This window comes from Actinokineospora guangxiensis, from assembly GCF_042657845.1.
GTDB classification, from domain to species: Bacteria; Actinomycetota; Actinomycetes; order Mycobacteriales; family Pseudonocardiaceae; genus Actinokineospora; species Actinokineospora guangxiensis.
Genome location: NZ_JBHSKF010000009.1, coordinates 112,284 through 128,495, shown reverse-complemented (window position 1 = coordinate 128,495; position 16,212 = coordinate 112,284). Strand labels below are relative to the sequence as shown.

General features: G+C 72.3%; 16 protein-coding genes. 6 read left to right on the top strand and 10 right to left on the bottom strand.

Annotated elements, in window-relative coordinates; all coding sequences use genetic code 11:
* Positions 1-9: 9 nt before the first annotated feature.
* Together ACFPM7_RS18110 and ACFPM7_RS18105 are read left to right on the top strand one after the other, a co-directional pair.
* A complete protein-coding gene (locus tag ACFPM7_RS18110) occupies positions 10-1,176 on the top strand; it encodes a family 2 encapsulin nanocompartment cargo protein terpene cyclase (protein ID WP_378248817.1) in 1,167 nt (388 codons plus the stop codon).
* A complete protein-coding gene (locus tag ACFPM7_RS18105) occupies positions 1,177-2,016 on the top strand; it encodes a geranyl diphosphate 2-C-methyltransferase (protein WP_378248816.1) in 840 nt (279 codons plus the stop codon). It abuts the gene before it with no gap.
* Positions 2,017-2,058: 42 nt separating this feature from the next.
* Here ACFPM7_RS18105 and ACFPM7_RS18100 read toward each other — a convergent pair whose 3' ends face one another.
* Positions 2,059-3,033 (bottom strand): hypothetical protein, encoded by a 975-nt coding sequence (locus ACFPM7_RS18100; RefSeq protein WP_378248815.1) that lies wholly within the window; start codon positions 3,031-3,033, stop codon positions 2,059-2,061.
* Between the two features lie 63 nt (positions 3,034-3,096).
* Here ACFPM7_RS18100 and ACFPM7_RS18095 point away from each other — a divergent pair, with 63 nt between their 5' ends.
* Positions 3,097-3,279, top strand: coding sequence for a hypothetical protein (locus ACFPM7_RS18095; protein ID WP_378248814.1), 183 nt, complete (start codon positions 3,097-3,099; stop codon positions 3,277-3,279).
* Here the strand turns inward: ACFPM7_RS18095 and ACFPM7_RS18090 are convergent.
* The 7 genes from ACFPM7_RS18090 to ACFPM7_RS18060 form a co-directional block, all read right to left on the bottom strand.
* Positions 3,276-3,995 carry a peptidyl-tRNA hydrolase gene (locus tag ACFPM7_RS18090; protein WP_378248813.1) on the bottom strand — a complete coding sequence of 240 codons (720 nt, stop codon included), beginning with the start codon at positions 3,993-3,995 and terminating at the stop codon, positions 3,276-3,278. The genes ACFPM7_RS18095 and ACFPM7_RS18090 overlap by 4 nt on opposite strands.
* Positions 3,992-5,221 carry a phosphoserine phosphatase SerB gene (serB, locus tag ACFPM7_RS18085; protein ID WP_378248812.1) on the bottom strand — a complete coding sequence of 410 codons (1,230 nt, stop codon included), beginning with the start codon at positions 5,219-5,221 and terminating at the stop codon, positions 3,992-3,994. Before serB ends, ACFPM7_RS18090 begins: the two co-directional genes overlap by 4 nt.
* Positions 5,222-5,284: 63 nt before the next feature.
* Positions 5,285-7,057, bottom strand: coding sequence for an aa3-type cytochrome oxidase subunit I (ctaD, locus tag ACFPM7_RS18080; protein ID WP_378248811.1), 1,773 nt, complete (start codon positions 7,055-7,057; stop codon positions 5,285-5,287).
* Between the two features lie 158 nt (positions 7,058-7,215).
* Positions 7,216-8,457: an aldehyde dehydrogenase family protein gene (locus ACFPM7_RS18075; protein WP_378248810.1), complete on the bottom strand. Its 1,242-nt coding sequence runs from the start codon at positions 8,455-8,457 to the stop codon at positions 7,216-7,218.
* Between the two features lie 10 nt (positions 8,458-8,467).
* Positions 8,468-9,100, bottom strand: coding sequence for a TetR/AcrR family transcriptional regulator (locus ACFPM7_RS18070; protein WP_378248809.1), 633 nt, complete (start codon positions 9,098-9,100; stop codon positions 8,468-8,470).
* A gap of 13 nt (positions 9,101-9,113) precedes the next feature.
* Positions 9,114-9,758 (bottom strand): M50 family metallopeptidase, encoded by a 645-nt coding sequence (locus ACFPM7_RS18065; RefSeq protein ID WP_378248961.1) that lies wholly within the window; start codon positions 9,756-9,758, stop codon positions 9,114-9,116.
* Positions 9,759-9,826: 68 nt separating this feature from the next.
* A complete protein-coding gene (locus ACFPM7_RS18060; RefSeq protein WP_378248808.1) occupies positions 9,827-10,942 on the bottom strand; it encodes an FAD-dependent monooxygenase in 1,116 nt (371 codons plus the stop codon).
* Between the two features lie 63 nt (positions 10,943-11,005).
* On the opposite strand from ACFPM7_RS18060, the gene ACFPM7_RS18055 reads away from it, so the two are divergent.
* The 3 genes from ACFPM7_RS18055 to ACFPM7_RS18045 all read left to right on the top strand — a co-directional run bounded on the left by ACFPM7_RS18055 (position 11,006) and on the right by ACFPM7_RS18045 (position 14,432).
* Positions 11,006-11,593, top strand: a complete 588-nt coding sequence (locus tag ACFPM7_RS18055; RefSeq protein WP_378248807.1) for a TetR/AcrR family transcriptional regulator — start codon at positions 11,006-11,008, stop codon at positions 11,591-11,593.
* Positions 11,594-11,745: 152 nt separating this feature from the next.
* A complete protein-coding gene (locus ACFPM7_RS18050) occupies positions 11,746-11,949 on the top strand; it encodes a cold-shock protein (RefSeq protein ID WP_378248806.1) in 204 nt (67 codons plus the stop codon).
* A gap of 104 nt (positions 11,950-12,053) precedes the next feature.
* Positions 12,054-14,432: a Tex family protein gene (locus tag ACFPM7_RS18045; protein ID WP_378248805.1), complete on the top strand. Its 2,379-nt coding sequence runs from the start codon at positions 12,054-12,056 to the stop codon at positions 14,430-14,432.
* A 232-nt stretch (positions 14,433-14,664) separates the two neighbouring features.
* Here ACFPM7_RS18045 and ACFPM7_RS18040 read toward each other — a convergent pair whose 3' ends face one another.
* Together ACFPM7_RS18040 and ACFPM7_RS18035 are read right to left on the bottom strand one after the other, a co-directional pair.
* On the bottom strand, positions 14,665-15,021 hold the full coding sequence (locus tag ACFPM7_RS18040; RefSeq protein ID WP_378248804.1) for an STAS domain-containing protein: 357 nt from the start codon (positions 15,019-15,021) through the stop codon (positions 14,665-14,667).
* A gap of 36 nt (positions 15,022-15,057) precedes the next feature.
* Positions 15,058-16,212 (bottom strand): Gfo/Idh/MocA family protein, encoded by a 1,155-nt coding sequence (locus ACFPM7_RS18035; RefSeq protein ID WP_378248803.1) that lies wholly within the window; start codon positions 16,210-16,212, stop codon positions 15,058-15,060.

The window sequence follows — 16,212 nt, the reverse complement described above, 5'->3', positions numbered from 1 at the left end:
GGAGGAACCGTGTCTGTGCTGTCGCGGGTGTTCGCCCCGGCATCCGGCTCCGAGACCGCGGCGGCGGCGGCGGCCATTCTGTCCAACATGGATGGCGCGCCGGGCGCGCTCGCCGAGCTGCTGCCGAAGGCGCCGCACCCGCTGCTGTCCGGGCCGACGGGGCTGGGCACTTCGGCGGCGCGCTTCGGCAGGGCGGCGCCGCAGCCGTCGCTGGTGGACGACCACGGCCTGTTCTGCCCCGGCGCGCTGCGCGACGACGTCGCGCTCGGGGAGCAGGTCAACGACGCGCTGATCGCCTGGGCCAGGGAGGTGGGCATCTACCCAGGGCAGGAGGAGAAGCTGGTCAAGGCCAACTTCGGCAGGCTGATGATGCTCACCCACCCGGGCACCGACGACCCGGAGCGGCTGCTGGCCGCCTCCCGGTGCGTGCTGGCCGAATGGGCGACCGACGACCACTTCGTCGACGAGGTGGCGATGGGCGCCGACCCGTCGGTGCTCGGCGAGCGGCTGGGCATCACGCACGCGGCCATGGACCCGGTCGACCTGCCCGATGCCTACACCCCGGCCCTGCGCGGGGCGCTGGACGCCGAGCCGGTGGCCGTGGCCTACCGCTCGGCGTTCGAGCACCTGGCCAGGATCGCCTCGCCTGCCCAGGTGCTGCGGCTGCGCCACCAGCTCTCGATCATGTTCATGGCCTACAACCACGAGGCGATCTGGCGGATGAGCGGCCGCGTGCCGCCGGTGTGGGAGTACCTGACCCACCGCCACCAGAACAGCTTCCTGCCCCCGATGACGCTGGTGGACCCGGTCGCGGGCTACGAGCTGCCCGCCTCGGAGTTCGCCGACCCGCGCGTGCGCCGGGTGTTCTCCATCGCGGGCAGCGCCAGCGTGATCCTCAACGACGTCTACTCCAACGCGAAGGAGACCGACGACGACTTCGACCTCCCCAAGGTGATCCGCACCGAGGAGGGCTGCACCCCCGCCGAAGCCCTCGCCCGCACGGTCGAGATCCACAACGAGCTGATGCGCACCTTCGTCGCCGAGGCCGCGGTGCTCAGCGCCGCGGGCTCCCCCCACCTGCGCCGCTTCCTGGCCGACATCTGGGCCTGGCTCGGCGGCAACCGCGAGTGGCACGCCACCACAGCCAGATACAACGAACCGCAGAAGGAGTCCTAGATGACCAGCACGGCGATCCCCGTCCTGCGGACCGCGTACCAGCAGTCCATCGCCGATTACTGGAACGCCGAGCGCGACCCCGTGAACATCCGCCTCGGCGAGGTCGACGGGCTCTTCCACCACCACTACGGCCTCGGCGACTACGACCCCGCGGTGCTCAACGGCTCCGACGACGACGTCATCGCCGAACTGCACCGCCTGGAGACCGCCCAGGCCGACGTGCTGCTCGACCACCTCGGCGACGTGCGCCCCGAGGACGCGCTCCTGGACGCGGGCTGCGGCCGCGGCGGGACCTCGATCATGGCCAACGCCCGCTTCGGCTGCCGGGTCGACGGCGTGTCCATCTCGGAGAAGCAGGTGGAGTTCGGCAACGGCGAGGCGAAGCGGCGAGGCGTGGACGACAAGGTCGCCTTCCACTTCCGCAACATGCTCGACACCGGCTTCGAGACCGGCTCCCGCCGCTCGATCTGGAACAACGAGAGCACCATGTACGTCGACCTGTTCGAGCTGTTCGCCGAACACTCCCGCCTGCTGCGCTTCGGCGGCCGCTACGTCACCATCACCGGCTGCTACAACGACGTGACCGGCGGGCGATCCAAGGCCGTCAGCCAGATCGATGAGCGCTACACCTGTAGCGTCCACGCCCGCAGCCAGTACTTCAAAGCCATGCAGGCCAACGGTCTCGTCCCCATCACCGTGGTCGACCTGACCCCGGCCACCATCCCGTACTGGGAACTGCGCGAGCAGTCCTCAGTGGCCACCGGCGTGGAGAAGTCCTTCCTCCAGGCCTACCGCGAGGGCAGCTTCCACTACCTGCTGATCGCCGCCGACAAGGTGTAGTCCGGGGGGGGGGGGGGGACCGGGCCGGGCCTCGGCCCGGTCCTACTCGGCGAAGAGGTCCACGCGGTCACCGGGATCGATGGCGCGCTGGGCGAACGCCTTGATCCCCTCGGTCAGCCGGTGCTCGCCCGAGGCGTCGTAGCGGTCTTGGTCGCCGCCCCCGGTCGACACGCTCAAGCCGATCCCCATGGCCAGCGGGGCGATCAGCCCGTGCAGCCGCAACCCGCTCCACCCGGGCCGGTAGCGCACCCCGAGCAGGCGCACCGCCTCGTCGTATCGGTCGACCCAGCGCCGGGTGTGGTCCAGCTGGAAGTCGACGTTCGCCGCGCGCGCGATGTCGGCCCAGTTGCCGTCGATCCCCAGGCCGAGCTGGAAGACCTGGAACTTGGCGAACCGGATGCGCAGCTTCACGTCGACCGACGCCGCGGTGTCGATGAGCGCGAACAGGCGCATCGTGCCCGCGGCCACCTCCGGCAGGTGCTTGCCGAAGATGCGGGCGGGCTGCTCCAGCGCCGCGCGCCACCGGGGCGCGTAGAGGCAGTAGATCACCAGACTGCGGTTGTAGTCGAGCATGGTCGGCCACCGGTAGTTGAAGGCGCCGCGGCCGATCGGGATGGCACCCCAGTCGTGCCCGGGCCGCAGCTCGGCCTGCACCCGCCGAGCCTGCTTGAGGATCCGCTCGCGGGAGATCTCCCCGAGGCCGAAGCAGTCCTTGTTCGCGCGGCCGGTGCGGTCGAGCTGGTGCTCGACCTCGGTGACCCCCGCGCGCAGGAACAGCTCGACGGCACCGCGCAGCGCGCCGCGGTCATCGGGCGGGCCCGCTTCGACCCCGTCCTTGCGCGGCAAGGTCTCCGCCACCTTCTCCCACCAGCCGCCGAGTTCCACGTCGCGCCCCCGTCGTCCGGAGAATCCGATCGTCGCCGAGCCGAGCATCCCACCCGCCCGTGCGGTCGGGAAGCGCGCGCGAGCATGCGGGACCGCATACCCGCCCTGCGCGACCGCAGGGCGATCCGGCACCGCGGCGGTGGCTACCTTTCGCTCACGGCACCACGGGGTGTCCTGAGCCGGAGGGCGGAAACCATGGACGCAGTCTCGTCATCGGCCGCATGGGCCGAACACGCCGCGACCGTCATCGCCGTGGCGGTCGGCTGCTACCTCGCGCGGCGGTGGATCATCCGGGCGCTGGCGTGCGCGATCGGGTTCGTCTTCCTGATGGGCGTCACCAGCGCCGTCACCGTCGTGGACACCCTGTCGGGCTCCTAGTCGGGAGCTTGCCCGGGCCACTGCGCGACGACGGTGACGGTGCCCGGGTCGACCTCGGTGAAACCGGCGTCGCGCACGGCGACCACTCCGTCGGCCGCCCAGGTGCCCGCGGCCAGCGCGGGCCAGCGCGTCGGCTCGGCGGTGCGCACGGCGCAGTGGCGGTTCCAGTCGGTGAGGTCGACCCCGTCGGCCTCGGCGAGCGCCGCCAGCAGCATCGACCCGTGACCCACCTGCGCGGCGAGCTTGCCGACCGTCATCGGGACGGCCGGGTTCAGCCACAGCACGGGCACGCCCGCGGGCACCGGCCCCGGCGTGTCCTCGGGCAGTTCGGTGCCGGAGATCTGCAGCCGGGACACCGCCTTGGGCAGGTCGGCCACCCGCCACGGCAGCAGCGCCCTGGCCGCGGCCCCGCCGACCTCGACGGTCACCCCGGGCAGCTCCCCCACCGCCGCCCAGTGCGCTCCCCTGGCCCGCCGCGACACCTTGCGGATGCGCCCGTCGACCCAGTCGCCGACCTCGTCGTGCCATTCGCCGCCTGGCTGGGCGCGCTCGTCGAGGCACAGCGCCACCGCCGCGGCGGCGGCGGCCTCCAGCAGCGGCGTGCGCCCCGGCAGGTCGCGCTCGACGCGGAGGACGACCGGCATGGCCCGCACGGCCAGCGGATCGTCCTCCTCAGCACGGACCTCCCTGCTGAACAGCGCCGAGAGCACGCTCACGTCCGCGACGGCTCGATTCCGTCGGCCAGGTCCGCGGCCTCCACCTCGGCCCTGGTCACCCCGAGCATGAACAGCACGGCGTCGAGGTACGGGTGCGACAGCGCCGTGTCCGCGACCTCGCGCAGCGCGGGTTTGGCGTTGAACGCCACTCCCAGGCCCGCGGTCGCCAGCATGTCGATGTCGTTGGCCCCGTCGCCCACCGCGACGCACTGCTCCAGCGGAATCCCGAACGAGTCCGCGAAGCGCCGCAGGGCGACGGACTTGCCCGGCCGGTCCACGACCTCGCCGACGACGCGCCCGGTCAGCCTGCCGTCGACGATCTCCAGCTCGTTGGCCGCGGCGAAGTCCAGCTCCAGGTCGTCCACCAGCCGCGCGATGATCGCGCTGAAGCCGCCGGAGACGACCCCGCAGCGGAAGCCGAGGCGCTTGAGCGTCCTGATCGTCGTACGCGCCCCCGCCGTCAGCTCCAGGTCGGCGGCGACCTCGTCCAGCACCGACTCCGGCAGCCCGGCCAGGGTCGCCACCCTGCGGTTCAGCGACTCGGTGAAGTCGATCTCGCCGCGCATGGCCGCCTCGGTGACCTCGCGGACCTCGTCCTCGCAGCCTGCCCGCGCGGCCAGCATCTCGATGACCTCGCCCTGGATGAGCGTGGAGTCGACGTCGAAGACGATCAGGCGCTTGGCGCGGCGGGCCAGCAGGTCGCGCTCGACGGAGATGTCCAGGCCGCCCTTGGTGGCCACGTCGAGCAGCGCGGCGCGCAGCGAGGCGTCGGCGGCCTCGGTGTCCTCGGCGACCGAGACGCGCAGCTCCAGGCCGGTCACCGGGTAGTCGGCGACCCGGCGGATGGTGTCGATGTTGACCCCGAGCGCGGCCAGCCTGCGGGCGACCTCGGTGAACTCGCGTGCCCGCATCGGCGCGCCCAGCACGATCACGACGTGGGAGGAGCCGATGCGGGCCTGCGAGCCCGGGTCGACCCCGATCTCGACGTCCACCCGCATGGACACCGAGGCCATGGCCTGCTCGACGGCCTCCTGCAGGCCTTCGGCGTCGTGCCCTGCCGAGACGAGCACGCCCAGCACGAGCTGGCCGCGGATGACCACCTGCTCGACGTCGAGGATGTCCACCCCGTGCCGGGTGAGGACCGCGAAGAGGACCGAGGAGACGCCGGGCTTGTCGGGCCCGGTGACCGTGATGAGGACAGTGGTGGGCTGGGGACCAGGGGCCACTGAGTTCTCCCGGGGAAAGGCCAGGCCCCGCGGTTGCGCGCGGGGCCTGGGGTGAAAAGCGGATCAGTTGGGCAGCGTGGGATCGCCCTTGGAGATCTCGTCGGGGTTCATCTTCTCCGCGAGGATCTCCGACGGTGCTGGGCGGTGCTTGGCCGAACCGACGCCGACGTACTTGTCGTGGTTGGCCTGTTCGACCACATGCGGGTAGTGCAGGTCGAAGGCCGGGCGCTCGGAGCGGATGCGGGGCAGTTCCGTGAAGTTGTGCCGCGGCGGCGGCGAGCTCGTGGCCCACTCCAGGGAGTTGCCGTAGCCCCACGGGTCGTCGGCGGTGGTGATCTCGCCGTAGCGGTAGCTCTTGAAGACGTTCCAGATGAACGGCAGCGTGGACGCGCCGAGGATGTACGCCCCGATCGTGGAGATCATGTTGAGCGTGGTGAACCCGTCGGTCGCCAGGTAGTCGGCGTAGCGGCGCGGGAAGCCCTCGTTGCCCAGCCAGTGCTGGACGAGGAAGGTGCCGTGGAAGCCGATGAACGTGGTCCAGAAGTGCAGCTTGCCCAGCGGCTCGTCGAGGAACCGGCCGGTGATCTTCGGGAACCAGAAGTAGATGCCCGCGAACGTCGCGAACACGATCGTGCCGTAGAGCACGTAGTGGAAGTGCGCGACGACGAAGTAGGTGTCCGAGACGTGGAAGTCGATGGCCGGGGCGGCCAGCAGCACGCCGGTCAGACCGCCGAAGAGGAACGTCACCAGGAAGCCGACGCTGAACAGCATCGGGGTCTCGAAGGTGAGCTGCCCCTTCCACATCGTGCCGATCCAGTTGAAGAACTTCACACCGGTCGGGACCGCGATGAGGAACGTCATGAACGCGAAGAACGGCAGCAGCACGGCGCCGGTGGCGTACATGTGGTGCGCCCACACGGTGACCGACAGGGCGGCGATGCCGATGGTGGCGTAGATCAGGCCGCGGTAGCCGAACAGCGGCTTGCGGCTGAAGACCGGGAAGATCTCCGAGACGATGCCGAAGAACGGTAGGGCGACGATGTAGACCTCTGGGTGCCCGAAGAACCAGAACAGGTGCTGCCAGAGGATCACGCCCCCGTTCTCGGGGTCGAACACGTGCGCGCCGAGTTGTCGGTCCGCCAGCAGGCCGAAGAGGGCCGCGGTCAGGATCGGGAAGGCGAGCAGCACCAGCAGGCTGGTGACCAGGATGTTCCAGGTGAAGATCGGCATCCGGAACATGGTCATGCCGGGGGCCCGCAGGCAGACGATCGTCGTCAGCATGTTGACCGCGCCGAGGATCGTGCCCAGACCACCGACGATCAGACCGGTGATCCACAGGTCCGCGCCGACGCCCGGTGAGTGGATCTTGTCCGAGAGCGGTGTGTAGGCGAACCAGCCGAAGTCGGCCGCACCACCCGGGGTCAGGAAGCCCGCCATCACCGTCAGGCCGCCGAAGAGGTACAGCCAGTAGGAGAAGGCGTTGAGCCGGGGGAACGCGACGTCGGGCGAGCCGATCTGCAGCGGAAGGATGAAGTTCGCGAAGCCGAAGAGGATCGGGGTCGCGTACAGCAGCAGCATCACCGTGCCGTGCATGGTGAACAGCTGGTTGTACTGCTCCTGGGACAGGAACTGCTGTCCCGGGACGGCCAGCTCGCTGCGGATCAGCATCGCCATCGCGCCGCCCACCATGAAGAAGGCGAACGACGTGACCAGGTACATGATGCCGATTTGCTTGTGGTCCGTCGTGCGGAACAGCCGCAGCAGGTACGAACCCTTGGCCTTCTCGCTGGCCGGATAAGGCCGCGTGGCGATCGGCTTGGGGGCTACTGCAGTCACTCCTGCCTCCTGCACTGCCTTGTGGTGGGACTGCCGGCCGTCGGGGACTACCGGCGGGTTACCTCTCGGCACCCGGGAGGATCGTAGCCCTCGCGCCCCGGGTCAGCCCCGTTGGGCTCGGTCCGGTTCAGTGGGTCCGATCACCGGAGTTGCCCAGGTCACACCGCGCGGGCGGGACGGACCGCGTATTGCCGCAAGACCAGGTCGGTAAACGTCACCGGGCCGCGCGGGCCGGGGACCCGGTCCAGGTTGATGCCGGTCTCGGGCACCCCGAGCAGCTTGAACCCGTCGAGCAGGCGGGTGGGAGCGTTCCAGAAGACCCCGGTGCCGGTGTAGGCGGCGAAGAAGGCCTCGGCCGCGGCGGCGTCGGTGGTGACGATGCCCGCGGCCAGGCCGGAGGTGTCCTCGTTGGCCACCCGGGCGGCGTGGGCGAGGTCGTCCACGACGGCGATGGTGACGGTGGCCTCGCGCTCGCCGTCGAGGGCCCACTCGTAGCCGACGGGGTGGCTGTGCGGGGGCAGCGAGGCGCTCACGCCCACGGTGGCCAGCGCGTCCTGGATGCCCGGGAGCGCCTGGTCGTAGACGTCCTTGTGCACGAGCAGCAGGTTGAGGCGGTTGCACACGCCGAGGCGGTCCAGGCTGCGGGTGATGAGGTCCTCGGCGAAGGCGGGGTCGGCCTTGGCGTCGTAGTAGAGGACGCCGCCGCCGTCGGCGTGCGCCAGCGTGCGCACGCCGTGCTGGGCGGCGCGGCGGTCCAGCTCGCGGGTGGTCTCGCCGCTGCCGCGCACGATGACCAGCGGAATCAGGTCGGGCAGCTCGACCAGCGCGCCCGCGGCCTCGCGGTCGGGGCTGGGCACGAGCTGGACGACGTCCTCATCGATGCCGACGTCGGACAGGGCGGGGGCGACGACCCGGCTCAGCAGGGCCTGGGCGCTGCGCAGGGCGGCCGACCCGGTGCGCAGCACGCCCGCGTTGCGCGACTTCACCAGCTGGGAGGCGACGTCGATGGTGACGTTCGGGCGGGCCTCGTAGTTGGCGCCGATGACACCGACCGGCTTGCGGAGTTCGACCAGCTCGAACCCGCCGTCGAGGACGCCGACGACGCGGCTGGGCTCCGGGTGCGGGACCGAGGCGAGCAGGCGCAGCTGCTCGGCCATGTCGTCCAGGCGCTCCCCGGTGATGCGCAGCCGGTCGAGCAGGCCGCCGCTCATCCCGGCGGCCTCGGCGGCGGCGACGTCCTCGGCGTTGGCCGTGAGGACGTGCGCGCGGGCCGAGGACAGGCGGGCGGCCATCTCGCCGATGGCGGCGTCGACGGCCTCGTCGGAGGCGGCGGCCAGCACGGGCGCGGCCTGCTTGGCCTTGGCGGCGCACCCGCGGACGATCTGGGCGATGTCGGTCACGGCTTCCCTCTCATCCCGGCTGGTCGGCGGCCTGAATTCTGCCGGTTGGCCCAGGCCGGGCCGCAGATGGGGGTGCGGGGGCGGCGAGCAGCGCCGCCAGGGTGCCGGTGAGGACGTGCGCGCCGATGGCGGGGTCGATGACCCGCTGGATGCCCAGCCCGACGCCGAGGCCGAGCAGCGCGGTGGCGAGGTCGTCGGGGGGCAGGGCGGTGGGTCCGCGCCGGGCGAGCGCGGCGATGGCGGCGCGCACGGCCTGGTCGCGGGCGGCCAGCTCGGCGCGCAGGGCCGGGTCGCGCCGGGACTGCGCGGCGAACTCGACCCGCAGCAGGGTCCAGCCCTCGTCGCCGACCACACGCTCGGCCCACCCGGCGAACGCGGCAGCGGTCTCCTCGCCGGTGCGCCCCGCCAGCAGCGCGGCGAGCTGGTCGATCTGTTCGGCGTGGATGCCGTCGAGGACGGCCAGGCACAGCTCGTCCTTGTTGCGGAAGTTGGAGTAGACCGCGCCCTTGGAGAACCCGGCGGTGTCGGCGACCTTGTCCAGGGAGGTGGCGTGGTAGCCGTCGGTCAGGAACATCCGCCGGGCGGTCTCCAGCAGGCGCTCGCGGGTGCGCGCCTGGCTCTGCGCCCTGGTCAGTCGTGCCACGCGCCCAGCGTAATCAGGGCAGGAGCAGCCACGCGGCGGCGATCAGCAGCGCCCCGGTGTTGATCACCGCGAACACCCCGACCCAGAACAGGCCGGGCGCGCCGGTCAGCCGGGCCAGCTGGTCGGCGTCGGAGTCGCGCGCCTGGCCCCGGCGCCGCTTGCGCTGCAGCTCGAAGACCGGCCGCACGCCGCCGACCAGCAGGAACCAGGTGATGAGGTAGGCGAAGGCCGCCTTGATCTCGGCGGTGGCCAGCCACGACACGGCGAAGAGCACGGCGCCGGTCAGCACGATCGACAGCACGCCGTAGACGTTGCGGATCATGATGAGCACGCCGAGGAGCAGCACCGCGCAGGTCACCAGCACCGCGCCGACCCGCTCGCCGAGCAGCAGCCCGGCGAACACCAGCCCGAGCACCGAGGGCGCGAGGTAGCCCGCGAGCGCGGTGCACACCATGCCCGGCCCCTCGGTGCGGCCCCGCGAGACGGTGACGCCGGAGGTGTCGGAGTGCAGCCGGATCGAGGACAGCCTGCGCCCGGCCAGCAGCGCCACGACGCCGTGCCCGGCCTCGTGCACGATCGTGACGACGTTGCGCGCCGGACGCCACGCCGCACGCCACAGCACGACGACGAGCGCGACGCCCAGCGTGACCAGCACCATCGTCGCGGGCGGCTGGAACTGCTCTCCGAAGATCTCGGTGATCACACCGTGGATTGTGCCCCGTTCGCTCAGCCGGGTGACGGGGCCCGCCAGCCCGCGACCGACTGGAGCTGCCTGCGGGCCGCGCTGTCGGGGGTGAGCCGCACGGCCAGGTTCCGCAGCGCCGCGGCCGGGCCCCAGCTCAGGTGGGCCATGGCGGCGACCTGCCGGGAGCGGCGGGCGATGGCCTGGGCGCGCGGGCGGCGCAGCGCGTCGTAGCGGGCCAGGCCGTCGGGCTCATCGACCAGGGCGGCGAGGGTGACCGCGTCCTCCAGGGCCTGGCAGGCGCCCTGGCCGAGGTTCGGGGTCATGGCGTGCGCGGCGTCGCCGACGAGGGCGACCGGGCCCGCGGTGAAGGACGGCAGGTCGGGCAGGTAGCCCAGGTCGTGGCGCAGGACGGCGGCGGGGTCGGCGGCGGCGAGCAGCGCGGGGATGGGATCGGGCCAGCCCGCGAAGCGGCGGCGCAGCTCGGTCAGCTCGTCGGGGACGCGCGCGTCCTCCGGGGAGCGGGCGGCGGCGTAGCAGTAGATGTGGTCGGTGCTCATGCCACGGCCCATCGGGAACGCGCCGAAGACGAGGCCGCCGCCCCAGGTCTCACTGCCGTCGAAGCGCGGCACGCCCGCGTGCGGCAGCACGAACCGCCAGGCCGTGTAGCCGGCGTAGCGGGGTGCCGCCGCGTCCGGCCAGAACACCTGGCGCACCCGGCTGCGCAGGCCGTCGGCCCCGACGAGCAGGTCGACCGGGGTCCCCTCGACCACCGCCCGGCCGCCGGTCACCCTCGGGTCCTCGACGCGCCTGCCCGCGACCAGGCACTCCGCGGGCACCGCGGCGCGCAGGATGGCGAGCAGGTCGGCGCGGTGCAGCATGACCAGCTCGTCGGCCGCGCCCGCCCCCCTGGCCAGCCAGCGCCCGCGCCGGTCGCGGAAGCCGCCGCGGCCGGGGTGCGCGCCCGCGGCGCGGACCTCGTCGCCGACGCCGATGGCGTCCAGCGCCGAGAGCGCGTTCGCCCACATCGAGATGCCCGCGCCGACCTCGGTGAATCCCGGCGCCTGCTCGTAGACCCGCACGTCCCACCCGCGCCGCACCAGAGCCGCCGCCACGGCCAGTCCCCCGATGCCGCCGCCGACGATCGCCGCCGTCCCCATGACCATCCTCCTCTACATCCGTAGAGCACTCTACACTCGTAGAGGCTCGGTGGAAGGGGACCCATGACACGGCGCGACCAGGTGACCGACGCGGCGATCGCGACGCTGGCCGCCGACGGCCTGCGCGGGCTGACCCACCGCGCGGTCGACCGCGCGGCCGGTCTGCCCGAGGGGTCCTGCTCCTACTACTTCCGCACCCGCCAGGCGCTGCTGGAAGCCACCGTCACCCGGCTCGCCGCGCTCGACGACGTCGACCTCATCCCGCCCGGCATGCTCGAGGGCCCCCCGCCCGCGCTGCCCCCCGAGGCCATCGTCGACCTCGTCGCCGCGACCGTCGAGCGCTCGGCCACCGAGCACCGCGCCCGCATGCTCGCCCGCTACGAGCTGTCCATCGAAGCCACCCGCAGGCCCGAGCTGCGCGCGGCGCTGGCCGCTGTCGGCGAGCGGTACCGGCTGCTGGCCGCCGGGCTGCTGGCCGCGGCGGGGGCGGCGGACCCGCAGCGGCAGGGCCGCGCGCTCGTCGCCTTCCTCGACGGCCTGATCTACGACCGGATCGCGGGCGCGGGCCGCAAGCCGCTGACGCACGAGGAGATCCGCGCCAGCGTCGCCGAGGCGGTGGCCGCGATGACCCGCCACCCGTCCGGGTCATGATCCGGCGCTGGAGCCTCGCCACGCCCCCGGCGCTGTGGTTGACTGGCCGTGGTCGCTCGCTCCGCCGCCGTGTTCGCCCGGCGGCGAACCCGCGCCCGCCAACACAGAGGTGGCCGTCGACACGGCCGAAGCAGGACATCTAGGAGACAGGCATGGCCCAGGGCACCGTGAAGTGGTTCAACTCGGAGAAGGGCTACGGGTTCATCTCCCCCGACGACGGCAGCTCCGACGTCTTCGTCCACTACTCGGAAATCCAGTCGCAGGGATTCCGCACCCTGGAGGAGAACCAGAAGGTGCGCTACGAGGTCGGCCAGGGCAACAAGGGCCCGCAGGCGACCGGCGTGACCGTCATCTGATCCGACTTTCACAACCGTTCCACTTTGCGGACTTCGATCGGGCTCCACGAGCGGTGTGGGGCCCGATCGCTCGTTCCCGGCTCCCCATCAGGAAAGAAAGCCACATGACAGCCCAAACCCAGGCCCCCAGGGGCGTCACCGAGCGGATCGCCGAAGAGCTCGGGGTGCGTGAGCGGCAGGTCGTCGCGGCCGTCGACCTGCTCGACGGTGGCTCGACGGTCCCGTTCATCGCCCGGTACCGCAAGGAGGTGACCGGCGCGCTGGACGACGAGCAGCTGCGCACGCTGGAGGAGCGCCTGCGCTACCTGCGCGAGCTGGAGGAGCGCCGCGGCGCGATCCTGGAGTCCATCCGGGAGCAGGGCAAGCTGGACGACGCGCTCACCGCGCAGATCATGGCCGCCGACACCAAGTCGCGCCTGGAAGACATCTACCTGCCGTACAAGCCGAAGCGGCGCACCAAGGCCCAGATCGCGCGCGAGAACGGCCTGGAGCCGCTGGCCGACGCGCTGCTGTCGGACCCCGGCCTGGACCCGAAGGCGACGGCCGAGGGCTACACCGGCGAGAACGTCGCCGACGCCGCCGCCGCACTGGAGGGCGCGCGGGCCATCCTGGTCGAGCGCTTCGGCGAGGACGCCGACCTCATCGGCGAGCTGCGCGAGCGCATGTGGACCCGCGGCGCGATGGTGTCGAAGGTCCGCGAGGGCAAAGCGGACGACGGCGCCAAGTTCGCCGACTACTTCGACTTCGCCGAGCCGCTGTCCAAGCTGCCTTCGCACCGCGTGCTCGCGCTCTACCGCGGCGAGAAGGAGGAGGTCCTCGACCTCACCCTGGAGCCGGACCCGGAGGCGGACCCGCTCGCGCGCAGCGACTACGAGGTGCGCATCGCCGCCCGCTTCGGCGTCGGCGACCACGGCCGCCCGGCCGACAAGTGGCTGCTCGACACCGTCCGCTGGGCGTGGCGCACGCGCATCCTCGTGCACCTGGGCATCGACCTGCGCGGCAGGCTGCGCCAGGAGGCCGAGGACGAGGCGGTGCGCGTCTTCGCCGCGAACCTGCGCGACCTGCTGCTCGCCGCCCCGGCGGGCACCCGCGCCACGCTGGGCCTGGACCCCGGCTTCCGCACCGGGGTGAAGGTGGCCGTGGTCGACGCGACCGGCAAGGCCGTCGACACCGCCACGATCTTCCCGCACGTGCCGCAGCAGCGCTGGGACGAGTCGCTGGCCGTGCTGGCCAAGCTGTGCGCCAAGCACTCGGTGGACCTGGTGGCCATCGGCAACGGCACCGCGTCGCGGGAGACCGACAAGCTCGCCGCCGACCTGCTCAAGCGCTACCCGGACCTCAAGCTCACCAAGGTGATGGTGTCGGAGTCGGGCGCGTCGGTGTACTCGGCGTCGGCCTACGCCACCCAGGAACTGCCCGGCATGGACGTCTCGTTGCGCGGCGCGGTGTCCATCGCGCGGCGCCTGCAGGACCCGCTGGCCGAGCTGGTGAAGATCGACCCGAAGTCGATCGGCGTCGGCCAGTACCAGCACGACATCTCCGAGGTGAAGCTGTCGCGCTCGCTGGACGCGGTCGTCGAGGACTGCGTGAACGGCGTCGGCGTCGACGTCAACACCGCCTCGGTCCCGCTGCTGACCCGGGTCTCGGGCATCGGCGCGACCCTGGCGGAGAACATCGTCGCCCACCGCGACGCCAACGGCCCCTTCCGCTCGCGCGCCGGCCTCAAGGCCGTCCCGAGGCTGGGCGCGAAGGCCTTCGAGCAGTGCGCGGGCTTCCTGCGCATCCGCGACGGCGAGGACCCCCTGGACTCCTCCAGCGTCCACCCCGAGTCCTACCCGGTGGTCCGCCGCATCCTGGCCAGCACCGGCGGCGACCTGAAGTCCCTGATCGGCTCCTCGGCCCTGCGCTCGGTGCGCCCGGCGGACTTCGTCGACGACACCTTCGGCCTGCCCACCATCACCGACATCCTGGCGGAGCTGGAGAAGCCCGGCCGCGACCCCCGTCCGGCCTTCACCACCGCCACCTTCGCCGACGGCGTGGAGACCCTGAAGGACCTGCGCCCCGGGATGACCCTGGAGGGCGTCGTCACCAATGTCGCCGCCTTCGGGGCGTTCGTGGACATCGGCGTCCACCAGGACGGCCTCGTGCACGTCTCGGCGCTGTCCAAGACCTTCGTCAAGGACCCCCGCGACGTCGTCAAGTCCGGCGACGTGGTCCGCGTCAAGGTCCTGGACGTCGACATCCCCCGCAAGCGCATCTCCCTGACCCTGCGCCTGGACGACGAGCTGCCCGGGGCCCGCACCCCCCGCGACAGCCCCGACCAGGGCGGCAACCGCACCCAGAACCCGCGCTCGCAGAACCCGCGCGCCCAGAACCGCCAGGGCGCCCAGCCGCGCGCCGCCAACGCCAAGCAGCGGGACCGCCGCGACACCCCCGCCTCCGGCTCCATGGCCGACGCCCTGCGCCGGGCCGGCTTCAAGTAGGTCCACAGAGGACACAACGGCCGCCTCCCCCGCGAACGGGGAGGCGGCCGTCGCTTTCCCACCAGCGCACTGCCCCCGCCCGGCAGACAACAGGACAGGGACGCAACGAGAAGCGAGAAGGAGAGAAAGAGCCCACCACCAAAGCAACGCGCCAGACGCTCCACCCCATCGGCCCCACCCACAAACACCGCCGCGGAACCACACCGGGAACCCCGACCAAGCCACGGACCGATCAATCCACCAGATCGTCCGACATCTCCAGGTCGGTCACCGACCCCACGGTCAGCGCCGTGTTCATCCCCGTCACGTCCAGCACCCGCGACACCGCCCGCGAGACATCGGCCAACAGCAACCACCCGCCCATCCGGTGCAGCCGCTGCTGCGTCGACAGCAGCGCGTTGACCCCCGCGCACCCGATGAACTCCGTGTCCGAGAGGTCCACCACCAACCCGGGCTCGACCGCCCGCCGATCGGCCACCGCCCCCAGCAGGAACCGCTCCAGCACCCCGGCGGCCACCAGGTCGATCTCCCCGCCGACGGCCACCTGGACCACACCCTGCGCGGGCGGGTCATCCATGCGCAGTTCCACGGCGGGTCACTCCCCGAGATCAGGTCCGACCCGACGCTACCCCCCGACCGCCCTGCCGGACGACCCACGATCGAGTGAGAAGTGCGCGATGATGCCCTCATCCGCCCCCCGAACGTGCACGAGCGCGCCACCCGCCCGCACCGACTCGGTGGCCGCGACAGCCGTCGCCACGGCCTCCCTGGCCGCGACGGGTGAGGTCAGGGTCGGCGCGCCCGTCCGCACGTGGTCGAGGAACTCGGCGACGATCGCGGCGTCGGCGCCGCCGTGGCCGCCCTCGGCGCCCCCGACCCGCACGACGTGGTCCGGGGTGCCGTGGGAGCGGTGGCGCCGGTTCCACACCCGGACCTCGGCGCCGGGTCCGTCGCCGAGGTTCTCCAGCCTGCCCGCGTCCCCGATCACGGTGTAGTTGCGCCAGTAGTCCGGGGTGTAGTGGCACTGCGCGTAGGTCGCGAACACGCCGTTGTCGAGGGCGAGCGTCGCCATCGACAGGTCCTCGACGTCCACGACCGGGTTCAGCCCGGTGTGCGCCGACGGCGGCCAGTTCGCCAGGTAGGCGTCGATGTCGTGCCCGGCGAGGTAGCCGGTCCCGCCCCGGTCGCCCAGACCGCCGTAGACCGTCAGCGCACCCATGGCGGTGACCCGGCGGGTGTACCCGCCCGCCAGCCAGTGGATCACGTCGATGTCGTGGGCGCCCTTCTGCAGCAACAGCCCCCCGCTCTTGGCGCGCTCGGCGTGCCAGTCCTTGAAGTAGAAGTCGCCGCCGTGCCCGACGAAGTGCCTGCACCACACCGCCCGCACCGCGCCGACGGCCCCGTCGGCGATGAGCGCGCGCATCGCCAGCACGACCGGCATGTGCCGCATGTTGTGCCCGACGTAGAGCCTGGCGCCCGTGCGCCGCGCGGTGTCCAGGACGCGGTCGGCGTCCTCGGCGGTGAGGGCCAGCGGCTTCTCCACATAGGCCGCCGCGCCCGCTTCGAGGACGGCGGTGGCGTGCTCGGCGTGCAGGTGATCAGGGGACAGCACGAAGACCGCGTCGAGCCGGTGTCCGAGCAGTTCGGCGACCGAGCCGCAGGCGGCGACCCCGGGCGGAACCCGCTCCGGCCTGGGATCGTGCGCGGCGACCACGCTGCCCGGCGGGCAGTGCTCCAGCAGCGTCGCCCGCAACCCGTATCCGATGACCCCGATGCGCAC